Raw genomic sequence first — 19,979 nt, 5'->3', positions numbered from 1 at the left:
ACAGGCTCAGCCCGAACGGAAAAGTTACTTCCCAACCCGGTTGCCTATGCTCAAAATACTTAGTGAATCGTGCCGATCGCCTGCTTGATCGACAGCACGATGATCATCCGCTCGATCTGCCGCCAGTGGCAGAAGCGGATGTGGTTGCCGAGGTCCCGGCTCTTGTCCGCCAGCGCCGCCGCCTCATAGCCCGCGTCATCGCCGAAGCGCGTGATCAGGTCCGCCGCATCGTCATAGCTTTTGCGGTCCGACAGAAATGGTAATTGCATCGCGAAACCCCGACATATTCTTTTGCCCGCATGCGCACTCTCAATGGCCGTGCCAGAAACGGCGGATGATGCGCGCAGGCCCGTCGCGGTGGTCAACGGCCGGTTAGGGATATGCCATTGCGGGACAGCCGTGCCGGGATGGGACGGGAAGCGTCCCGTTCTGGGCCAGTGATTGTCCCACTGGCGACGCGCCGCGAAGCGTGGCAAGGGGCAGGCATGACGACGCAAAAACCCAAGCCGCCGACGGGCGCAGGCGCGATCATCGCCTTTCTGGTTCTGGCCGGAACCATTGGCGGCGGCTTTCTGGGCCAGCCGACCATCGGCCTGCTCGGCGGCCTTGGCGCGGGCGTGCTGATCGCGCTGATCCTGTGGCTGCGCGAACGCGGACGCTGACTTGCGGGCGGCGGCCCGTGGGCATAAGTCATAGGCCATGAAGAAACATCTGATCCTGTTCCCGCTCGTCCTGCTGCTCGTCGCGGGCGCGGTGATCCTTTACCTGGCGCGCGGCGACACCGCCCGGCTGACCGACGACCAGAGCACGGGGCGCGAACCGGTGTTCACCACCGCCCGGACGCAGATCATCCCCACGGTCAAGATCGCCGAGGTGCAGGGGTGGAAGGCGGGCGAGAAGCCGGTGGCGGCCAAGGGCCTGACCGTCGATCGCTTCGCGGAAGGGCTGACCCATCCCCGGTCGATGTACCGCCTGCCCAATGGCGACATATTGGTGGCGGAAACCAACAGTCCGACGCGCCCGGCCAGTGGCATCCAGGACCGCATCATGAACTATCTGCTAGACAAGGCGGGTGCGGGCGTCCCCTCCCCCAACCGCATCATCCTGCTGCGCGACGCGGACGGCGACGGCAAGGCGGAGGTCAGGACGACCTTCCTCACCGGTCTCAACTCGCCCTATGGCATGGCGCTGGTGGGGGACCGGCTCTACGTCGCCAATACCGACTCGCTGATGTCCTTCCCCTATAAGGAAGGCGACACGAAGATCAGCGATGCCGGGCGGAAGGTCATGAACCTGCCCGCGCAGGAACCCAACATGCACTGGAGCCGCAACCTGGTCGCCAGCCCGGACGGGAAGCTGCTCTATGTCGCCGTCGGGTCGAACAGCAATATCGGCGAAAATGGCCTGGATACCGAGGATAACCGCGCCAACATATTGGAGGTCGACACGGCGAAGGGCGATTATCGCATCTATGCGGCGGGCCTGCGCAATCCGGTCGGCATGGCGTTCAACCCCAAGACCGGAGACCTGTGGACCGTGGTCAATGAGCGCGACATGATCGGCTCCGACCTTGTGCCCGACTATCTGACCCGCGTGGAATTTGGCGGCTTCTATGGCTGGCCGTGGAATTACTGGGGCGGCTATGAGGACAAGCGGGTGCAGCCGGAGCGGCCGGAACTGCGCGAATATACCCACCGGCCGGACTATGCGCTGGGCAACCATGTCGCCCCGCTCGGCCTGACCTTCACCGACAAGATCAATTTCGGCGCGCCTTATGACAATGGCGTGTTCGTCGGCCTGCACGGAAGCTGGAACCGCAAGCCGGTCGCGGGATACAAGGTCGTGTTCGTGAAATTCGACGCGGGCGACCGCGCCGGTGGCAAGCCGGTCGACATCCTCACCGGCTTCCTGACGCCGGAGGGCAAGGCGCATGGCCGCCCGGTCGACGTGACCGCGGACAAGACCGGCGCGCTGCTGGTCAGCGACGATGTCGGCGGCGTGATCTGGCGGGTGCGGAAATAGGGCCGGAAATACTGCAAAACGCCGGCGCCCCTTTCTTCGTCATCCCGGCGAAAGCCGGGACCCATCTCTCCCAACATCGCGGCCGTGCCGAAGGCGCGTTGGGGTCCGGCTTTCGCCGGAATGACGCATTGGAAAGCTTTTCTTCTCGGCGATTATCTTGAGCCGTTAGAACAGCGCGCCCCTGCGAAAGCAGGATAAAGTCTATCTCCCCGCCGCCTGCATCTCCGCGATCAGGGCGTTGTCGATCTCTTTCTGCTTCTTATAGGCCGGGCGTGCGCGCACGCGGATGGCATATTCCTGAAATGCCGGGCGTGAGGGGATGGTGCCGAACGTCAGCCCCCAATCCACCTGCGCGCCGACATAGACATCGGCGGCCGTGAACCGCCCGCCGCAGATGAAAGGACGGCCGCTCAGCGCCTTCTCCAGCGCACCCATCGTATCTTCAAATGTGCCATAGCCCATCATACGCGACTTGCCGCTGTCCGCGCGGAAACCCGCCGCCCGGTTGGTGACGGCCGCCTCCACCGGCCCGGCCGCAAAGAACAGCCAGCGATAATAATCCGCCTTTTCCGAAGGCCATGGCCCCAATTTCGCCCCTGGAAACACATCCGCCAGATAGGCGCAGATCGCCGCGCATTCCGTCACCACATTGCCCTCATGCACGATGGCAGGGACCTTCCCCATCGGGTTGATCGCCAGATAGTCCTCATCCTTCATCGACGTATCATAGGCGAGGATCGTCTGCTTATAGGGCGCGCCCACCTCCTCCAGCATCCAGCGTGCGATCTGCCCACGCGACATGGGGTTGGTGTAGAAGATGATCGGATCGGTCATGGCATGTCTCTCCTTATGAAAGCCAGCGCGCGACGGCATTACCCGGCCTGTGCGCATCATAATGGACGGAAGCAGCCATATGTTGCAACCGATATGGGTTCAGTTCAGCCGCTTTGCGCCGCCCGCATCTTGCGCAACGCCCCAGAAAATGGTCGATTGTGACGGAGGGGTAATGAAATGCTGTCCGGCCCGGAAATCGCGCTTTTTCTGTTAATCGGCGTGATCGTATCGCTTGATGTGGCTGGCCTGACCGCGGTCAAGCTGGGAACCTATACGGGGAACCGCCGCCAGGTCCTGGGCTGGGCGTTTCAGAATGCGCTCTGGCATGCGGGTCTGCTGTGCATCTACGGCGCATTGACGGTGGCGGTAAGCGACTGGGCGCTGCCCCATATTTTCGAGCGTATGGCGCAATATCTGCAGACCATCAGGGCGCCGGTCCTGTTGCGCGATATCGTTTCGGAAATCGCCAACCACATCTATGTCACCTTCTCGTCGATCACGATCATTGTCGTCTGGCGCGCCTACACCAAGAAAATCGTCGAAAACCCGTTCGCGGTGGTGAAGGAGGAGGAGGGCGCGCAGCGCCGTCTGGCGCGAAAGATCATGGAGGCGTTCGGCGCATCGGCGGAAATTGTCGGCCGCCAGCTTCAATCCATGGCGGTGGCGCTGGACATGCTGGCGCTGGCCTTCCTGATGCGCTCCCTCAACCTGTTCGGCGGCCCCGGCCACCTGGCCAGCTATACCAGGGTGGCGGCGATCTCCGGCCTGATCCTGATCGCTGTCTTTTCGGTCACCCTGCTGACGTCCATCGCGTTCAGGAAACAGTTCCGGTCGGTGCTGCAATCGGCGCGGCAGGATGCGCGGGGCGCGCGTACGCTGTCCGACCTGTTGATCATTTTGCGGATCATAGAGCCTCTGCTGATCTTCTATTTCTTGTGCGAGATGATGTCCTACACCGTGTGGCGGCACATGAGTTCATCCTCCATGCTGTTCGTGGGATCGGCGCTGCTGGTGGTGGCGCTTATCCAGCACGCCGGACTCGCCAACATCCGCTCCACCACGGAAGAAATGGTCGAGAGCCTGAAGGAGCAGAAGGTTCGATGACCCAGCCGATCGAACTCTTTTCCCTGGAGAATGTGGCGCTGTGGCTGTTCGGCGCGATCGTGGGCCTGTCTGGCCTGCTGGATTTCCTCATGCTGATCTCGGCGCAGTCGAGATTCCGGCCGTGGATAGAGCAGGCGATGGACGGGATGGATGGCTTCTTCCAGTCCTTCTACAATTCGGCGAGGCTGATACCCTGGATCTTGTCGGCGCTGCTGATTTCCGTCCTTGCGCCGGTATATGACATGTATGCGGACGTCAGTTGGTCCGACACGATCCTGCATGCGGGCGGCGACGCGCGCACCCAGGATATGAGCTGGCCGAAAATGCTGATCCACAGCCATGTCCGCACATTGCCGACATTCATCCATGTAGCGCAGACCGCGATTCTGCTGTTCGCGCTCTGGCTGTACGCGCTGCTCTGGAACTATGTGCTGGACGTTTCGGGGGAGGGACGGGTGATAAGCCTGGACCGGGGCAAGCGCTTCGCCTTCATGGGCGGCTTCGTGGGGGTCGTTCTGACATCGACATCCTATGTGCTGAACTATCTCGGCAAGCATGCGGAGGTCGCCCTGCGCCTGTCGGTGTAAGCGGCGCGGACAGCCGCATATCCGGCCCGCGCCAGAGGATGACGCAGCGCGAGCAGGCGGCGGCGTCCCGCCCTACGGCCAAAACGGTCCAAACGGCCGGGCGCGCGCCCCGATCCCATGCTCCCGCCCCATGAAGGACCGGATGGCGAGGCGCGGACGCCTGACGATCAGGGCTTCGCCGCCGTCCGGTATTTCTCGAACCAGGCCAGGATCGCCGACGCCTTCGCCGCCGACTGGCTGGGCCGCGCGGCGATGCCGCCATGGCTTGCGCCGGGCACCTTCACCAGCGCGGTCGGTATCCCCTGCAATTTCAGCGCGGTATAATATTGCTCGGACTCGCTGACCGGGGTGCGGTAATCCTCCGACCCCACGACCACCAGCGTCGGCGTTTTCACATTGCCGACCAGGCTGAGCGGCGAGCGCGCCCAATAGCCCTCATGATCCTCCCACGGCTTTTTCGCGAACCAGTAGGGCGTGTAGAAATTCGACCCGTCGGAGGTGAGGACGAAGCTGGACCAGTCGATCACCGGCTTCTGCGTCGCCGCCGCCTTGAACCGCTGCGTCTTGCCGACGATCCAGGCGGTCAGCACGCCGCCGCCCGACCCGCCGGTGACGAACAGATTGTCCGGGTCGGCAACGCCCGCCGCGATCGCGGCGTCGACCGAGGCCATCAGGTCGCCGTAATCGTCGGCCGGATATTTCTTGTCGATCAGGTTGGCGAACTCCGCGCCATAGGAGGTGCTGCCGCGCGGGTTGGTGTAGAGCACGGCATAGCCCGCCGCCGCATAAAGCTGATAATCGGTCGAGAAGCTGGGGCCATAGGCGGCGAACGGTCCGCCGTGGATTTCCAGGATCAGCGGCGCCTTTGCCCCCTGCGCCAGACCCGGCGGCGTCACCAGCCAGGCGTCGATGGCGCGGCCGTCCGGCGCCGTTACCGCCAGCTTGCGCACCTGCGCCATCGCCTTGCCCTCCAGCAGCCCGGCGTTAAGCCGGGTCAGCCGCCGCCCATCCTTGCCGCCCGCGACATAGACGTCCGCCGGATTCAGCGTGTCACCGCCGGTATAGGCGACCGTCCCGCCCTTCGACACGCTGAACTCGCCATCGGTGTATGGGCGGTCGAATGCGTCGCCCGCAAGGCCGGTGGCGAGCGTCGTCATCTTGCCGTCCAGACCAACGCGCGCGACCCGCTTCACGCCATGATCGTCATAGGAGACGATCAGCGCGCCGTTGCCCGCCCATTTGACGGCATCGATGCTGCGATCCAGCGATGCGGTCAGAGCGCGCGGAGAACCGCCATTGGCGTTCATCACATAGAGCACCGCATTCTCATAGCTGCGCTCCTTGTCGTCGAAGCCGAGATAGGCGATCTTCGTGCCGTCCGGCGACATTTGCGCGCCTTCGTCCGGGCCGTTGCGGCTGGTCAGCGCCCTGATGCCGCCGCCCTGAACGTCTACCGAGAATATCTCGCTGTTGAGAGGATGCAGCTCCCAGTCGGCATTGCGGTTGGCGCTGAAAATGATCGTGCGGCTGTCGGCAGACCAGCTCAGCGGGCCATTGTCGTTAAACTTGCCGAAGGTGATCTGGCGCGGCGCGCCGCCATCCGCCGCCACGACAAAGACATGATCGAAACCCGGTTTCAGATAGCCCGCGCCGTCCGCCCGGTATGTCACCTTATCGATGATGGTCAGCGGCTCGGCCCATTTCGCGCCCTCCGGCTTGTCCGGCGCGCTGCCCAGCTTCGTGTCGGTGTCCGGCACGGTCATGGTGTAGGCGATGCTGCGCCCGTCCGGCGACCAGGCGATCGCGCCGGGGCTGTCGGGCAGGCCGGTGATCTTCGCGCTCGTCCCGTCCGCCATCCACAGCACATGCAATTGCGGCGCGCCATCGGTGGCGGAGACATAGGCGAGGCGCTTGCCGTCCGGCGACCAGCGCGGCGAGCGGTGCGACCCTGGCCCGGCGACCAGTGGCGACTGGCCGCCACTCGCCACATCCACCAGCCAGATGGTCGGCCGCGCCTTGTCCGTCATGATGTCGTTGGACATGCGGACATAGGCGATGGTCTTGCCATCCGGGCTGATCTGCGGATCGCTCGCCGCCTCCAGCGAAAAGAGGTCGCGGCCGGTAAAGGCGCGGACGGGGCCGTCGGAGGCGGGCTTTGGCTCCTCCGCAAAGGCAATGGGCGCCGCGCCAAGCAGCAACAGAGCGATCAGGGGCTGGCGAAAGCGGAGCATCAGGGGCCTCTCTCTTATTGGGGGAGGCGGCAGCATGATCTTTTTGCGGATGGGCGCAAGGGGGAGAAGCAGGTCCGCTCCATATGGCGCAATCGTTTGGACAGGAGACAAAAGCGGGACCCCTGCCTTCGCAGGGGTGACAGAATTGAGGCTCGTCACCCCTGCGAAGGCAGGGGTCCCGCTCCTTAAGTTCTGACGTCGAGAGTCCGCTCTGTCGCGCTGATCATGCCTCGCTCACCCCAAAGAAAAAGGGCGGCCCTTACGAGCCGCCCTCCTTACATCACCGGATGGTATCCGGGATTACTTGCCCGCCTTCGCCGGGGCCGGTTTCTTCGGCGCTCCGCCGCCCTTTTTGCCCTTTTTGGGCGCGGCGGGGATGATTTCGAAGGCCAGCGCGTCGTCCTTCAGCCGGACATGGACCTCGCCGCCGTGGACGAGCTTGCCGAACAGCAATTCCTCGGCCAGCGGCTGCTTGATCTTCTCCTGCATCAGGCGGCCCATCGGGCGCGCGCCATACAGCTTGTCGTAACCGCGCTTGGTCAGCCACGCCTTGGACTCATCGTCCAGCGTGATGTGCACGTCGCGGTCGGCAAGCTGCAGTTCGAGCTGGAGCACGAACTTGTCGATGACGCGGGCGACGATTTCCGGCGGCAGGTAGCCGAACGGCACGATCGCATCCAGGCGGTTGCGGAATTCCGGCGTGAACAGCTTCTTGACCGCTTCCTCGCCCACATCGTCGCGGGTCAGCGTACCGAAGCCGATGCCTTCCTTCTCCATGTCCGACGCGCCGGCGTTGGTGGTCATGATCAGGATGACATTGCGGAAATCCACCGTCTTGCCGTGATGATCGGTCAGGCGGCCATTATCCATCACCTGCAACAATATGTTGAACAGGTCCGGATGCGCCTTCTCGATCTCGTCGAGCAGCAGAACGCAATGCGGTTGCTGGTCGATGGCGTCGGTCAGCAGGCCGCCCTGATCATAGCCGACATAGCCCGGAGGCGCGCCGATCAGGCGGCTGACCGAGTGCCGCTCCATATATTCGGACATGTCGAACCGCTGCAGCGGAATGCCGAGCAGGGTGGCGAGTTGCCGCGCGACCTCCGTCTTGCCGACGCCGGTGGGGCCGGAGAAGAGATAGTTGCCGATCGGCTTGTCCGGATCGCGCAGGCCCGCGCGCGAAAGCTTGATCGCTGACGAGAGCACCTCGATCGCCTTGTCCTGGCCGAACACCACGCGCTTCAGGTCGGTGGAGAGCGTCTCCAGCACCGTCTTGTCGTCGCTCGACACGGTTTTCGGGGGGATGCGGGCCATGGTCGCGATGACCTGCTCGATCTCCTTGGGCGTGATCGTCTTTTTCCGCTTGGCGAGCGGCACCAGCATCTGCATCGCGCCGACCTCGTCGATCACGTCGATCGCCTTGTCCGGCAGCTTGCGGTCGTTGATGTAGCGCGCGCTAAGTTCCACGGCCGACTTGATCGCGTCCGGCGTATATTTGACGTGGTGATGATCCTCGAACGCGGAGCGCAGGCCGGTCAGGATCTTGATCGTATCCTCGACCGTCGGTTCGTTCACGTCGATCTTCTGGAAACGCCGGAGCAGCGCCCGGTCCTTCTCGAAATGATTGCGGAACTCCTTGTAGGTGGTCGATCCGATGCAACGGATCGTGCCGCCCGACAAAGCGGGCTTCAGCAGGTTGGACGCATCCATCGCGCCGCCGCTGGTCGCGCCAGCGCCGATGACGGTGTGGATTTCATCGATGAACAGCACCGCGTGCGGCATCTTTTCCAGCTCGTTGACGACCGCTTTCAGCCGCTCCTCGAAATCGCCGCGATAGCGGGTGCCGGCGAGCAGCGCGCCCATGTCGAGCGAGTAGATCACCGCTTCCTTGAGCACTTCGGGCACTTCGCCTTCGACGATCTTGCGGGCCAGCCCTTCCGCGATGGCGGTCTTGCCGACGCCAGGATCGCCGACATAGAGCGGGTTGTTCTTCGACCGGCGGCACAGGATCTGGATCGTCCGGTCGACCTCCGGCCCGCGGCCGATCAGCGGATCGACCTTGCCCTTCTCCGCCTTCTCATTGAGGTTGACGGTGAACTGGTCGAGGGCGCTGTCCTTCTTGCCCTTGCTGTCCTGCTTCTTTTCTTCCTCCACGGCGCCCTTGACCTCGCGTTGCTCAGGGGCGGCGGTGCCTTTGCCGACGCCATGACTGAGATAGCTCACCGCATCCAGGCGGCTCATATCCTGCTGCTGCAGGAAATAGACAGCATAGCTCTCCCGCTCGGAGAACAGGGCGACCAGCACGTTCGCGCCGGTGACCTCATCCTTGCCGGAGGATTGCACGTGGAGGATGGCGCGTTGCACGACGCGCTGGAAACCGCTTGTCGGCGAGGGGTCGGTTTCGCCCTCCACCTTCAGGCTGTCGAGTTCGGTGTCGAGATATTGGGTGACCGCATCGCCCAGCTCGCCAATGTCGACGCCGCACGCCTGCATCACCTTGGACGCATGTTCGTCATCGATCAGGGCGAGGAGGAGGTGCTCCAGCGTCGCATATTCGTGACGCCGCTCGGAAGCGTGCGTCAGCGCATTGTGCAGCGTGGTTTCGAGAGCGGCGGCAAAAGACGGCATTTCTTTACTCCAATCCCCCATTGGTCGGGGGCATGTTGGACCATATGTCGGCATTGCGAACTGGCCAATCAAGACAATCGTATGACAGACCCGTAAAGCCAACCTTTCGCAGCGCCCCTTCGTTCCGTTGCGGACGCGAAAAGGGCGGATGCATGGTCATTTCCGGAACAGCGCCTCTGCGCTGGCTTTGTGCCGGACGGCATGGTCGATCTTGGCGCGGGTGCGGACGATCTCGCCCTCCAGCGCTGCGATGCGCGCCTCCAGTTCGGAAACGGACAGGGGATCAAGGTCCTGCTTTGTAAGCTGGGCCAGGGCATCGTCCGCCTTGCGCGGCAGATTATCCTCCATGTCCATGAACGCAATGTTGACCCTAAACCCCATCCTGTCAATAAGAGCGCGACCGCCGCGCCGTAAAAAATGTGGCGGTGCAACATAATGGGACTGGAATGGGACGAAGAAGCCCGGACCAGCGCCAACCTCAGGATTCCTGTGGGGGAATGACGTGGATGTGACGACCGGGGCAGCAGTGCCCAAAGAGATGACGGCCATTGCGATCAGCGCGCCGGGCGGCCCCGATGTCCTTGTTCCCACGATCCTGCCGGTGCCCGTCCCCGGCCCCGGAGAAGTGCTGATCCGCGTGGCTGCGGCGGGCGTGAACCGGCCGGACGTGCTCCAGCGCATGGGCAAATATCCCCCGCCGCCGGGCGCACCAGACACGCCGGGGCTGGAGGTTTCGGGGACCGTCGCGGCGCTTGGCGAAGGCGTGGACGCGGCGCTGCTGGGCCAGCGGGTCTGCGCGCTGATCGCGGGTGGCGGCTATGCCGAATATGCGGTCGCGCCCGCCGTCCAGTGCCTGCAGGTGCCGGAAACCTATGACATTGTAGAGGCCGCCGCGCTGCCCGAAACGCTGTTCACCGTGTGGACCAACCTGTTCGAGCGCGCCTATGTGACGGAGGGTGAAGCCGCCCTGATCCATGGCGGCACCAGCGGCATCGGCACGATGGCGATCGCGCTGTGCAAATTGTTCGGCGTCACCAGCATCGTCACCTGCGGCTCGGACGAGAAATGCGCCGCGGCGCTGGAATGGGGCGCGGATCACGCGATCAACTATCGCACCGCCGATTATGTCGAGGAGGTCGCGCGGATCACCGGCGGCGCAGGATGCAACGCGGTGCTCGACATGGTGGGCGGCGACTATCTGCCCCGCAACCTCAAATGCCTGGCGCCGGACGGACGGCATGTGTCCATTTCCGTGCTCGGCGGACCAAGGGCCGAAATCGTCATCCGCGACGTGATGGCCAAGCGCCTGACGATCACCGGCTCAACCCTCCGCCCCCGCCCTATCGCCTTCAAGGGCCTGGTCGCGGAGGAACTGAAGCGCGTCGTCTGGCCCTTCGTCGAAAGCGGCGACCTGCGCCCCGCAATGGACCAGCGCTTCCCCCTGGCGGAAGCGAACAAGGCCCACGCCCGCATGGATAGCGGCGACCATTTCGGGAAGATTGTCTTGGTGGTCGGGTGAGCCGAGGTAGCGATGAAGTGTAGCGGGACCCCTGCCTTCGCAGGGGTGACGGCACTCCTATTCGTCACCCCTGCGGAGGCAGGGGTCCCGCTTTTCTTACAATCTCCCCGCATCTGACATGCGCGGAGGCTGGGTCTACATCCTCGCCAGCCGCTATCGAAGCACGCTTTACATCGGCGTCACGGCGAACATCGCCGCCAGAGCCTATCAGCACAAGACTGGAACCGGCGCAGATTTCACCCGCAAATATGGCGTGACCCTGCTCGTTTACGCAGAACAGCACACCACGATCGAGGAAGCCATCGCCCGCGAGAAGGCGCTCAAGAAATGGAAACGGGACTGGAAGTTCCGGTTGATCGAGGAGGGCAATCCCGATTGGATTGATCTCTACGACCGGATCAATGGCTAACGCCCGTCACCCCTGCGGAGGCAGGGGTCCCGCGTCCTTCTCCCGACAGAAATTCAGCATCCCGTCGCCCAATCCAAGAAAAGCGGAATCCCTGCCTCCGCAGGGATGGCGAATACCGTAGCAAATCCTTCATATTCCAAGTCAAAATGTAACAAGGCGCAGCTAATGGCGTGGTCCCGACAGCAATAGTTCCGGGGCATGTTCATGAATTTCGTCAGCCGCCTGCCTTTTGCCGCAGATGTCGACGACACTATCGCGGATCAGTTCGTGGTGCCGGAGCGGCAGGACGGTCCCCGCCGCAAATATCGCACCATCTGGATTTCGGACATCCATCTCGGCACCCGCGGATGCAATGCCGCGATGCTGATCGACTTTCTCGACAGCGTGGACAGCGAGACCATCTATCTGGTCGGCGACATCATCGACGGCTGGCGGCTGAAGAAGCGCTTCTACTGGCCCGCCACCCATAACGACATCGTGTGGCGGATCATGAAGCGCGCCCGGCGCGGCACTCGCGTCGTCTATATCCCCGGCAATCATGACGAGATGTTCCGCCAGTTCAGCGGCCTCAACTTCGGCGGCGTGGAGATCAAGCGCAAGGCGATCCATGAGACCGCCGACGGCCGCAAGCTGCTGGTCCTGCACGGCGACGAGTTCGACACGATCATGCTGGCGCACCGCTGGCTCGCCTTTGTCGGCGACGCCGCCTACACCGCGCTGATGGGCCTCAATCGCTGGGTCAACGCGGTGCGGCAATGGTTCGACCTGCCCTATTGGTCGCTGAGCAAGATGGCCAAGCACAAGGTCAAGAACGCCGTCGCCTTCATCTCCAAGTTCGAGGAAGTGGTGGCGCATGAGGCCGGCGCGCGCGGCGTGGACGGCGTGGTGTGCGGCCATATCCACAATGCCGACATCCGCGAAATTGCGGGCATCGCCTATTATAATGACGGCGACTGGGTGGAGGGCTGCACCGCGCTGGTCGAGCATGCCGACGGGCGGATGGAAGTGCTGCACTGGGCCGACGAGATGGCCAAGCGCGCGCAGGCGGAGGCGCAGGCCCTGCGCCTTGCCGCCGAACGGCTGGCCGCCTGAAGGGCCGGGCCATGCGCATCCTGATCGTCACCGATGCGTGGGAACCGCAGGTGAACGGCGTCGTCCGCACCCTGCGGTCGGTGCGCGCGGAGCTGGAGGCGGCGGGTCATGCCGTCCGCATCCTCTCGCCTGACCAATATGGGTCGCTGCCCTGCCCGACCTATCCGGAAATCCGGCTGGCGGTCGCCCGGTCGCGCACCATAGGGCGGGAGATCGACGCTTTCCTGCCCGACGCTATCCATCTCGCGACAGAGGGGCCGCTCTGCCTTGCCGCGCGCCGCTGGTGCCTGCGCACCGGTATCCCCTTCACCACGGCCTATCACACGCATTTCCCGGATTATGTGGCGCAGCGCACCGGCATCCCGGCGGCGTGGATCTGGCCCTATATCCGCTGGTTCCACGGCCCGGCGCAGGCGGTGCTGGTGTCCACCCGCTCCGTCCGCGAGCAGCTCCGCGCGCATGGCATCGCGCAGGTCCGGCCCTGGGGACGGGGCGTGGACCTTGCCAATTTCACGCCCGACGCGCCGCCGCCGGAGATGTTCGCCCACCTTCCCCGCCCCATCCAGCTCTATGTCGGCCGGGTCGCGGTGGAAAAGAATATCGAGGCGTTCCTATCCTCCGGCCATCCGGGGTCGAAGGTGGTGGTGGGCGACGGCCCGGCCCGCGCGGCGCTCGAACGCGCTTACCCGGATGCGCATTTTCTGGGTCCGCTCTCCGGCCGCGCCCTTGCCGGTGCCTATGCGGGCGCAGACGTATTCACATTCCCCAGCCGCACCGACACGTTCGGGCTGGTGATGATCGAGGCGCTGGCCTGCGGCGCGCCGGTCGCCGCCTATCCGGTGACTGGCCCGGTCGACATCGTGACCCCGGAGACCGGCGCGCTGGCCGAGACGCTGGAGGAGGCGATCGCCCAGGCCCTGAGCCGCGACCGCGGCCGGTGCGCGGATTATGGCGCCAGCTTCACCTGGGCCGCGAGCGCGCGGCAATTCCTTGAGGGGCTGTATCCGTTCAGCCCGGATGCCCTGCCGCTGGCGGCGTGAAAAAATCTCCGTTCGGGCTGAGCGAAGTCGAAGCCCTTCCCTGAACGCAGTGAAGGGCCTTCGCTACGCTCTGGCAAACCCTTCGACTTCGCTCAGGGCGAACGGGATATAATCTGGATGCCGGGGATACCCCGCCCCCACACGCTTTTTCTTGCCGTTCCCGCGGCGATGCACTACCATCGCCCCATGCAGAGGCCGCTCCGTGAGGGGCGGCCCTTATCGTTTTTAGTTCAGGAGAGGCTCCCCGTGTCCCAGCCGCTTATGCCCCACGCCACCGCAAGCTGGCTTGTCGACAACACCGCGCTCAGCTTTGATCAGATCGCGGAATTCTGCGGGCTTCACATCCTTGAGGTGCAGGCGATCGCCGATGACACCGCCGCGACCAAATATACCGGCCGCGATCCCGTCCGCGCGCATGAGCTGACCCAGGACGAGATTCACAAGGGCGAGGCGAATCCCGATTACCGGCTGAAGATCAGCAAGGGGCCGGAGCCGGTGCGCCGCACGAAGGGGCCGCGCTACACCCCCGTTTCCAAGCGTCAGGACAAGCCGGACGGCATCGCCTGGATCCTGCGCAACCACCCGGAAATTTCGGACGGCGCGATCAGCAAGCTGATCGGCACCACCCGCACCACCATTCAGGCGCTGCGCGACCGCAGCCACTGGAACATCGCCAACATCGTGCCGAAGGACCCGGTGACGCTGGGCCTCTGCTCGCAGCGGGAGCTGGACGCGCTGGTCGCCAAGGCCGCGAAGAAGGCAGGCATCGAGGCGCCGACCGACGAGCGTCTGGACGGCGATCGCGCCGCCCTGATCGAGGAACTGCGCCGGGAGCGTGAGGACACGATCCGCCGCGCCGAGGAAGCGATGCATGCCGAAGCGCAGGCGATCTCCGACGTCGCCACGATCCTCGACCCGTTCAGCAACAATGAAGGGCATGTGGGGTAGGGATTACCTATCGCCGTTCGGGCTGAGCGAAGTCGAAGCCATCTACTGAGCGCAGCGAAGTGACCTCCCTATCGGTCGGTCGAACCCTTCGACTTCGCTCAGGGCGAACGGTGTGGATATGGAAGGCCTAGATTCCGCCCACTCGCACACCGCCGCAAAAAATTTTTCGCCATTCCAGGGGGCCAGTGCCGTTACGGCATCGCCCCCTCCTGATTGACGGGAACGGAAACCGGCGAAATCGCGGCTCCACATGGATTGCGGGAAGCCATTTCCCCGCATACATTCGTTGATGTGGAGAGCGAAAAGATAATCTGGAAAGAGCGGTACAGCCATCCGGTTGCGTGGGATCAGCAGTTCCCGCCGCTGTCGCTGACGGACATGCTGATCAACAGCGCCACCGCCCATCCCCATGCCCACGCCATCGATTTCCTCGGCCGCCATTACAGCTATGCCGACATATTGGGCGGCGTGCGCAAGGTCGCGTGCGGGCTGCAGGCGATGGGCGTCGGCAAGGGCGACCGGGTCGGCCTGTTCCTGCCCAATGTGCCGCATTATGTCGCGGCCTATTATGGCGCGATGCTGGCCGGGGCGACGGTCGTCAACTTCTCGCCGCTCTACACCGCCGCGGAGCTTGAGCATCAGGTCGAGGACAGCGGCACGAAGATCCTCTTCACCCTGTCGGCCAAGGCGCTGCTGCCCACCGCGCTGGAGGTGCTGAACGGATCCAGCCTGGAAAAGCTGGTCGTCGGGTCGATCGCGGGCGTGCTGCCCAAGACGAAATCGCTGCTCTATCGCCTGCTCAAGCGGTCCGAGACGGCGGAAACCCCGCACGATCCGCGCATCATCGCTTTCTCAAAGCTGATCGCGAACAAGGGCGATTGCGCCACCCCCGCCATCGACCCGGAAAATGACATCGCCCTGCTGCAATATACCGGCGGCACGACCGGACGGCCCAAGGGCGCGATGCTGACCCACCAGAATCTGACCGCCAACGCCCGCCAGGTCGAGATGATGGACCCGCATGCGGGCGAGGAGGACCGGATCATCGGCGTCCTCCCCTTCTTCCATGTGTTCGCCAACACCTGCATCCTCAACCGCACGATGCTGAACGGCGGCGAGATCGTGATGCTGCCCCGCTTCGACGCGACGCAGGTATTGCAGGCGATCCACCGGACGAAGGCGACCTCCATCGCCGGTGTGCCCACACTCTATCAGGCGCTGCTCGATCACCCGGCCATCGCCAATGTCGACCTGTCCTCGCTGCGCGTCTGCAGCTCCGGCGGCGCGCCGCTGCCGCTGGAGGTGAAGCAGAAGTTTGAGGCGGTGACCGGCGCGAAGCTGGTGGAGGGCTATGGCCTCACCGAAACCAGCCCGGTGGTCTGCTCCAATCCCTATGAGGGGCTGAACAAGCCCGGCACGGTCGGCCAGCCGGTCGCCGCCACGCTGGTCAAGGTCGTCGACCGCGAGGACCCAAGCCGCCCCGCGCCGCCCGGAGAACCCGGCGAACTGCTCTTTTCCGGACCGCAGGTGATGAAGGGCTATTGGGAGAAGCCCGACGCCGATGCCGAGGTGTTCATCGACGGCTGGCTGCGCACCGGCGACGTCGGCCTGATCGACGAGGACGGCTATGTGAAGATCGTCGACCGGCTGAAGGACATGATCGCCGTCGGCGGCTTCAAGGTGTTCCCCAGCCAGGTCGAGGCGGTGCTCTATCACCACCCGGCGGTGAAGGAGGCGCTGGTGATCGGCATCCCCGACGCCTATCGCGGCGAATGCCCCAAGGCGTTCGTGACGCTGCAGGACGGTGCGAAGGAAACCGGCGAGGCGCTGAAGGACTGGCTCAACGCCCAGCTCGGCAAGCATGAGCGCGTCTGCGCCGTGGAGGTCCGCCTGAACCTCCCCAAGACGCTGGTCGGCAAACTCTCCCGCAAGGAACTGGTGGCAGAGGAACGCGCGAAGGCGGGGGAGGGTGTCAGTTAAAAGGGGCCAATCTCTCTTCCGTTCGGGCTGAGCGAAGTCGAAGCCTTCCACTGAGCGGAGCGAAGTGCTTCGGCTCTGCCTCAGCAGAGCCCTTCGACTTCGCTCAGGGCGAACGGAGTGTAGTTGTCACGCGCCATTGCACTCCTCCCGCCCGCTCTTATCTTATCCCCAACACTCACCGGGGAATGCAAACATGGCGCAGGAAGTCGCAACCATCGCAGGCGGATGCTTCTGGTGCACGGAGGCCGTGTATCAGAATCTGAAGGGCGTCCAGTCCATCGAGAGCGGCTATATCGGCGGCGACAAGGCCGATCCGACTTATGAGGAGGTCTGCACCGGCCGCACCGGCCATGCCGAGGCGATCCGCATCACCTATGACGCGGACGTGATCAGCTATGGCGACCTGCTGGACATCCATTTCGCCACGCATGATCCGACGACGCTGAACCGGCAGGGTAACGACATCGGCACCCAGTATCGCTCTGCCATCTTCCCGCACGACGCGGTGCAGGAGGCCGATGCGAAGGCCGCCATCGCCCGCGCGCAGGCGGACCAGCCCAATCCCATCGTCACCACGATCGAGCCGATGGCCCCCTGGTATCCGGCGGAGGATTATCATCAGAAATATTGGGAGCGCGTCGGCGACCGCAATCCCTACTGCATGGCGGTGATCCCGCCCAAGCTGCAGAAGCTGCAAAAGAAGTTTGCGGAGCGGATCGTCGCCTGATCGCCCCATCTGATCCGGTTCCGCGCCCTCCTTATGCCACGGTTCATGTGATCCATGGCATGGCTGTCCGGCGCAATCGCAACGGAGCAGCGAGATGATGACGAAGCGGATGATCTGGGTCCTGCCGATGGCGGTTCTCGCACAGGGCTGCGTCGCGCGCACGGCCGCCAATATCGTGACCTTTCCCGTCCGCGCCGGATCACAGGCCGTCGACTGGAGCACGACCAGCCAGGAGGAGGCCGACCGCAATCGCGGCCGCGAGATGCGCAAGCAGGAAAAACGCGACGCAAAGGAACGCCGCCGCGCCTGCCGCGATGCGGGGTACCGGGACTGCGATTGAACGTGCGGGATCGCGAATGGCGGTGTCGCGTATCGGCCATTATGAGACGTTAGGCAAAGGTCACGTTCTCCTGCAAAAGCAGGAGTCCGGGGCCGCCTAACGTCACATCGCCCTGGGTTCCCGCCTGCGCGGGAATGACGGGCGGGTAAACAGCAGGATGTTTGTCCCCTTCCCACCCCAAACGCGCCACAGCTAGAACCACATGTCTCGCACGCATCGCCCGTCCGGCGGCAGATGACGCAGCCGCAGGTGGGGCAGAACAGGATTTCCAGCGCCGGGTCCGCTTTCCCCGGCCGCCTGTAGGCGCTGACCGGCCCCGCAATCCCGATGCGCCCATCCTCATAATCATAGGCCCACAGCGCGCCATAGCGGCGGCACAGGGTGCAGTTGCACGCCGTGATCGACCCCGGATCGCCCTCCAGCGTCCAATGCGCTCCGCCGCAATGGCATGATCCGGTGAGCGTGGCGGTCACTTAAGCCGCCGCGCGCCGCAGCCGGTCGTTGATTGCGACGCCGATCCCTTCCTCCGGGATCGGCGCGATGGCGATGGCGCTGCTGCTGCTGGCGTCGGCCAGGTGCAGCGCCGCGAACAGGTTCTTCGCCGCTTCGCGCAGGTCCGCTTCCGGGCTGATATTATAGCTGCACGGCATCAGGCCGAAGCCGATCAGATATTCGTCCCGCTCCGCCCGCATGGCGTTGAGGCGCAGCGGCTTGCCCGGCGCGTAATGGCTCTCAAGCTGCCCCGGCGCCTCGATCTTCCCGCCTTTCGCGTCGCGCACCGGCGCGTCCGCCGCCTCTGCGATCATCGCGGCGGTGACGGGGCCGGGCCGCAGCAGGCGGACATGGTCCTCCTCCGGCGCGGCGATGGTCGATTCCAGCCCTTCGCTCGTCGGCCCGGCGTCCAGTATCATGCGGATGCGCCCGCCCAGGCTGGCCAGCACATGCTCCGCCCGCGTCGGGCTTACCCCGCCGCTGCGATTGGCCGATGGCGCGGCCAGCGGCTTGCCGCTTTCCCGGATCAGTCCCTGCATGGCGGGATGGGCGGGCATGCGCAGCGCCACGGTCGGCAGCCCCGCCGTCACTGCGGGCGCGATCCCCGCCCCGTCCCGCACCGGCAGCACCAGCGTCAGCGGGCCGGGCCAGAAGGCGTCGGCCAGCGCCCGCGCCACGGGGGAGAATATCGCCAGCCGCTCCGCCATCTCCCGGTCGGCGACATGGACGATCAGCGGGTTGAAGCTTGGCCGCCCCTTCGCGGCATAGATGGCGGCCACGGCCCGCCCGTCGGTCGCATCGCCCGCCAGGCCATAGACTGTCTCGGTCGGCGCGGCGACCGGCTCGCCCGCCCGGATCAGCAACGCCGCCTCGCGCAGCGCCGCCGTGTCATAGAGGGAAGTCTTTGTCGCTAATCCAGGATTGGGAATGGTCACGGCCCCGCATATATCTGTGCAGGTCCGGGCATAATAGCGCAAAAAGACAGTTGGATGACGCCCGCCGCGCGCATTTCCGGCTATCGCAGCCGAATTGGTGGCGATAGACGCAGGCGATGACCGACGCCCTCCTGACCCGCATTGCCGAGGCGCTGGAACGCCTTGCCCCGCCGCTGCCGCCGCAGGCGGACCTTGCCGCCTTCCCGGCCTATGTGTGGGATGGGACGACGGTCGCGGCGGTGGACGCCTTCGCCCCGGTCGAATTCGCCCTGCTGTCCGGCATCGACGCGCAGAAGCAGGCGATGCTGGAAAACAGCCGGCGCCACGCCGCCGGGCACGCCGCGCATGACGTGCTGCTGTGGGGCGCGCGGGGCACCGGCAAGTCGGCCACCGTCGCCTCGGTCGTGGGCCAGTTGCAGGCGGACGGGGCGGACATCGCGCTCGTCCAGTGCGCGGGCGACACGCTGCATACGCTCCCGGCGCTCTTCTCGATCCTGCGGGGGACGAAGCGCCCCTTCATCCTGTTCATCGACGATCTGGGGTTTGACGAAGGCGCGGGCGACGCGCGCACGCTCCGTTCGCTGCTACAGGGCGGCGCGGCGGCGCGGCCCGCCAATGTCCGCCTCTATGTGACATCCAACCGCCGACACATCGTCTCCCGCCACATGAGCGAGCAGGACGACCCGATCAACAAGCGCGACGTGGTGGACGACAAGCTGGCGCTGGCCGATCGTTTCGGTTTGAGCCTGGGTTTCCACAATATCGACCAGGACGCCTATGTGGAGATTGTGCGCGGATACGCCGCGCATTTCGGCCTGAGCTTCGATCCGCTGGAGGCGATCCAGTGGGCCACCCAGCGCGGCAGCCGCTCCGGGCGGGTGGCGTGGCAATATGTGGTGGAACTGGCGGGACGGGCTGGGAAACGGGTTTAACATTTACACCGTTCGGGCTGAGCGAAGTCGAAGCCTTCCACTGAGCGGAGCGAAGTGCCTCCACCGAGCATGACGAGGCACCTTCTCTGCGTTCAGGCAAGGGCTTCGACTTCGCTCAGCCCGAACGGATTCTTGCTTCTTGTCCAGCGCAAAAAAGCC

Annotated in this window: 19 protein-coding genes and 1 pseudogene; 13 read left to right on the top strand and 7 right to left on the bottom strand. The window is 64.6% G+C overall.

Going from position 1 to position 19,979, the window contains the following annotated elements; genetic code table 11:
- Positions 1–59 precede the first annotated feature (59 nt).
- Entirely contained in the window at positions 60–269 is a 210-nt protein-coding gene (locus KFK14_RS02275; protein WP_070157975.1) for a hypothetical protein, read from the bottom strand.
- Between the two features lie 216 nt (positions 270–485).
- Here KFK14_RS02275 and KFK14_RS02270 point away from each other — a divergent pair, with 216 nt between their 5' ends.
- Together KFK14_RS02270 and KFK14_RS02265 are read left to right on the top strand one after the other, a co-directional pair.
- Entirely contained in the window at positions 486–662 is a 177-nt protein-coding gene (locus tag KFK14_RS02270) for a hypothetical protein (RefSeq protein WP_171905924.1), read from the top strand.
- Positions 663–699: 37 nt separating this feature from the next.
- Positions 700–2,022: a PQQ-dependent sugar dehydrogenase gene (locus KFK14_RS02265; RefSeq protein ID WP_070157976.1), complete on the top strand. Its 1,323-nt coding sequence runs from the start codon at positions 700–702 to the stop codon at positions 2,020–2,022.
- A gap of 201 nt (positions 2,023–2,223) precedes the next feature.
- Here KFK14_RS02265 and KFK14_RS02260 read toward each other — a convergent pair whose 3' ends face one another.
- Complete coding sequence (locus KFK14_RS02260; protein ID WP_212609722.1) at positions 2,224–2,856, bottom strand: glutathione S-transferase family protein; 633 nt, start codon at positions 2,854–2,856, stop codon at positions 2,224–2,226.
- A 177-nt stretch (positions 2,857–3,033) separates the two neighbouring features.
- On the opposite strand from KFK14_RS02260, the gene KFK14_RS02255 reads away from it, so the two are divergent.
- Both KFK14_RS02255 and KFK14_RS02250 read left to right on the top strand, forming a co-directional pair.
- Positions 3,034–3,960: a hypothetical protein gene (locus KFK14_RS02255; RefSeq protein ID WP_212609721.1), complete on the top strand. Its 927-nt coding sequence runs from the start codon at positions 3,034–3,036 to the stop codon at positions 3,958–3,960.
- Positions 3,957–4,547, top strand: coding sequence for a hypothetical protein (locus tag KFK14_RS02250; RefSeq protein ID WP_212609720.1), 591 nt, complete (start codon positions 3,957–3,959; stop codon positions 4,545–4,547). The genes KFK14_RS02255 and KFK14_RS02250 overlap by 4 nt, the downstream gene beginning before the upstream one ends.
- A gap of 167 nt (positions 4,548–4,714) precedes the next feature.
- On the opposite strand, the gene KFK14_RS02245 is transcribed toward KFK14_RS02250, so the two are convergent.
- The 3 genes from KFK14_RS02245 to KFK14_RS02235 form a co-directional block, all read right to left on the bottom strand.
- Positions 4,715–6,778 carry an alpha/beta hydrolase family protein gene (locus KFK14_RS02245; protein WP_212609719.1) on the bottom strand — a complete coding sequence of 688 codons (2,064 nt, stop codon included), beginning with the start codon at positions 6,776–6,778 and terminating at the stop codon, positions 4,715–4,717.
- A gap of 300 nt (positions 6,779–7,078) precedes the next feature.
- A complete protein-coding gene (gene clpA / locus KFK14_RS02240) occupies positions 7,079–9,406 on the bottom strand; it encodes an ATP-dependent Clp protease ATP-binding subunit ClpA (RefSeq protein ID WP_212609718.1) in 2,328 nt (775 codons plus the stop codon).
- A 156-nt stretch (positions 9,407–9,562) separates the two neighbouring features.
- On the bottom strand, positions 9,563–9,760 hold the full coding sequence (locus tag KFK14_RS02235; RefSeq protein WP_070157665.1) for a DUF1192 domain-containing protein: 198 nt from the start codon (positions 9,758–9,760) through the stop codon (positions 9,563–9,565).
- A gap of 184 nt (positions 9,761–9,944) precedes the next feature.
- Here KFK14_RS02235 and KFK14_RS02230 point away from each other — a divergent pair, with 184 nt between their 5' ends.
- The 8 genes from KFK14_RS02230 (at position 9,945) to KFK14_RS02195 (ending at position 17,461) form a co-directional block, all read left to right on the top strand.
- The gene (locus tag KFK14_RS02230) at positions 9,945–10,925 is read left to right on the top strand and encodes an NAD(P)H-quinone oxidoreductase (RefSeq protein ID WP_212610989.1); all 981 of its coding nucleotides are present in this window, start codon (positions 9,945–9,947) and stop codon (positions 10,923–10,925) included.
- Positions 10,926–11,043: 118 nt separating this feature from the next.
- Positions 11,044–11,334: a GIY-YIG nuclease family protein gene (locus tag KFK14_RS02225; RefSeq protein ID WP_212609717.1), complete on the top strand. Its 291-nt coding sequence runs from the start codon at positions 11,044–11,046 to the stop codon at positions 11,332–11,334.
- A 204-nt stretch (positions 11,335–11,538) separates the two neighbouring features.
- Positions 11,539–12,426, top strand: a complete 888-nt coding sequence (locus KFK14_RS02220) for a UDP-2,3-diacylglucosamine diphosphatase (protein ID WP_212609716.1) — start codon at positions 11,539–11,541, stop codon at positions 12,424–12,426.
- A gap of 11 nt (positions 12,427–12,437) precedes the next feature.
- Positions 12,438–13,466, top strand: coding sequence for a glycosyltransferase family 4 protein (locus KFK14_RS02215; RefSeq protein ID WP_212609715.1), 1,029 nt, complete (start codon positions 12,438–12,440; stop codon positions 13,464–13,466).
- Between the two features lie 261 nt (positions 13,467–13,727).
- Positions 13,728–14,414 carry a DUF1013 domain-containing protein gene (locus KFK14_RS02210; RefSeq protein ID WP_212610988.1) on the top strand — a complete coding sequence of 229 codons (687 nt, stop codon included), beginning with the start codon at positions 13,728–13,730 and terminating at the stop codon, positions 14,412–14,414.
- A gap of 291 nt (positions 14,415–14,705) precedes the next feature.
- The gene (locus KFK14_RS02205; RefSeq protein ID WP_212609714.1) at positions 14,706–16,394 is read left to right on the top strand and encodes a long-chain-fatty-acid--CoA ligase; all 1,689 of its coding nucleotides are present in this window, start codon (positions 14,706–14,708) and stop codon (positions 16,392–16,394) included.
- A gap of 193 nt (positions 16,395–16,587) precedes the next feature.
- Positions 16,588–17,121 (top strand): peptide-methionine (S)-S-oxide reductase MsrA, encoded by a 534-nt coding sequence (msrA, locus tag KFK14_RS02200; protein ID WP_212609713.1) that lies wholly within the window; start codon positions 16,588–16,590, stop codon positions 17,119–17,121.
- A 97-nt stretch (positions 17,122–17,218) separates the two neighbouring features.
- A complete protein-coding gene (locus KFK14_RS02195) occupies positions 17,219–17,461 on the top strand; it encodes a hypothetical protein (RefSeq protein WP_212610987.1) in 243 nt (80 codons plus the stop codon).
- Between the two features lie 218 nt (positions 17,462–17,679).
- Here the strand turns inward: KFK14_RS02195 and KFK14_RS24415 are convergent.
- Both KFK14_RS24415 and KFK14_RS02190 read right to left on the bottom strand, forming a co-directional pair.
- Positions 17,680–17,934: pseudogene (locus tag KFK14_RS24415) on the bottom strand (GFA family protein); the annotation flags it as partial.
- Positions 17,935–18,888 (bottom strand): L-threonylcarbamoyladenylate synthase, encoded by a 954-nt coding sequence (locus KFK14_RS02190; RefSeq protein WP_212609712.1) that lies wholly within the window; start codon positions 18,886–18,888, stop codon positions 17,935–17,937.
- A 116-nt stretch (positions 18,889–19,004) separates the two neighbouring features.
- Between KFK14_RS02190 and KFK14_RS02185 the strand changes: the two genes are divergently transcribed.
- On the top strand, positions 19,005–19,820 hold the full coding sequence (locus tag KFK14_RS02185; protein ID WP_212609711.1) for an ATP-binding protein: 816 nt from the start codon (positions 19,005–19,007) through the stop codon (positions 19,818–19,820).
- Positions 19,821–19,979: the final 159 nt, after the last annotated feature.

This window comes from Sphingobium phenoxybenzoativorans (assembly GCF_018286635.1).
In the GTDB taxonomy this organism is placed as follows: Bacteria; Pseudomonadota; Alphaproteobacteria; order Sphingomonadales; family Sphingomonadaceae; genus Sphingobium; species Sphingobium phenoxybenzoativorans.
Note: the sequence above shows the minus strand (reverse complement) of the source record. Positions and strands in the feature narration are given on the sequence as shown.

Bases quoted from the DNA above. Each gene is read 5' to 3' on its own strand.
- msrA (WP_212609713.1), top strand. From the start codon at position 16,588: ATGGCGCAGGAAGTCGCAACCATCGCAGGCGGATGCTTCTGGTGCACG.
- KFK14_RS02250 (WP_212609720.1), top strand. From the start codon at position 3,957: ATGACCCAGCCGATCGAACTCTTTTCCCTGGAGAATGTGGCGCTGTGG.
- KFK14_RS02220 (WP_212609716.1), top strand. From the start codon at position 11,539: ATGAATTTCGTCAGCCGCCTGCCTTTTGCCGCAGATGTCGACGACACT.
- KFK14_RS02185 (WP_212609711.1), top strand. From the start codon at position 19,005: ATGACCGACGCCCTCCTGACCCGCATTGCCGAGGCGCTGGAACGCCTT.
- KFK14_RS02195 (WP_212610987.1), top strand. From the start codon at position 17,219: ATGACGAAGCGGATGATCTGGGTCCTGCCGATGGCGGTTCTCGCACAG.
- KFK14_RS02265 (WP_070157976.1), top strand. From the start codon at position 700: ATGAAGAAACATCTGATCCTGTTCCCGCTCGTCCTGCTGCTCGTCGCG.
- KFK14_RS02260 (WP_212609722.1), bottom strand. From the start codon at position 2,856: ATGACCGATCCGATCATCTTCTACACCAACCCCATGTCGCGTGGGCAG.
- clpA (WP_212609718.1), bottom strand. From the start codon at position 9,406: ATGCCGTCTTTTGCCGCCGCTCTCGAAACCACGCTGCACAATGCGCTG.
- KFK14_RS02275 (WP_070157975.1), bottom strand. From the start codon at position 269: ATGCAATTACCATTTCTGTCGGACCGCAAAAGCTATGACGATGCGGCG.
- KFK14_RS02235 (WP_070157665.1), bottom strand. From the start codon at position 9,760: ATGGACATGGAGGATAATCTGCCGCGCAAGGCGGACGATGCCCTGGCC.
- KFK14_RS02245 (WP_212609719.1), bottom strand. From the start codon at position 6,778: ATGCTCCGCTTTCGCCAGCCCCTGATCGCTCTGTTGCTGCTTGGCGCG.
- KFK14_RS02210 (WP_212610988.1), top strand. From the start codon at position 13,728: ATGCCCCACGCCACCGCAAGCTGGCTTGTCGACAACACCGCGCTCAGC.
- KFK14_RS02215 (WP_212609715.1), top strand. From the start codon at position 12,438: ATGCGCATCCTGATCGTCACCGATGCGTGGGAACCGCAGGTGAACGGC.
- KFK14_RS02230 (WP_212610989.1), top strand. From the start codon at position 9,945: ATGACGGCCATTGCGATCAGCGCGCCGGGCGGCCCCGATGTCCTTGTT.
- KFK14_RS02270 (WP_171905924.1), top strand. From the start codon at position 486: ATGACGACGCAAAAACCCAAGCCGCCGACGGGCGCAGGCGCGATCATC.
- KFK14_RS02255 (WP_212609721.1), top strand. From the start codon at position 3,034: ATGCTGTCCGGCCCGGAAATCGCGCTTTTTCTGTTAATCGGCGTGATC.
- KFK14_RS02225 (WP_212609717.1), top strand. From the start codon at position 11,044: ATGCGCGGAGGCTGGGTCTACATCCTCGCCAGCCGCTATCGAAGCACG.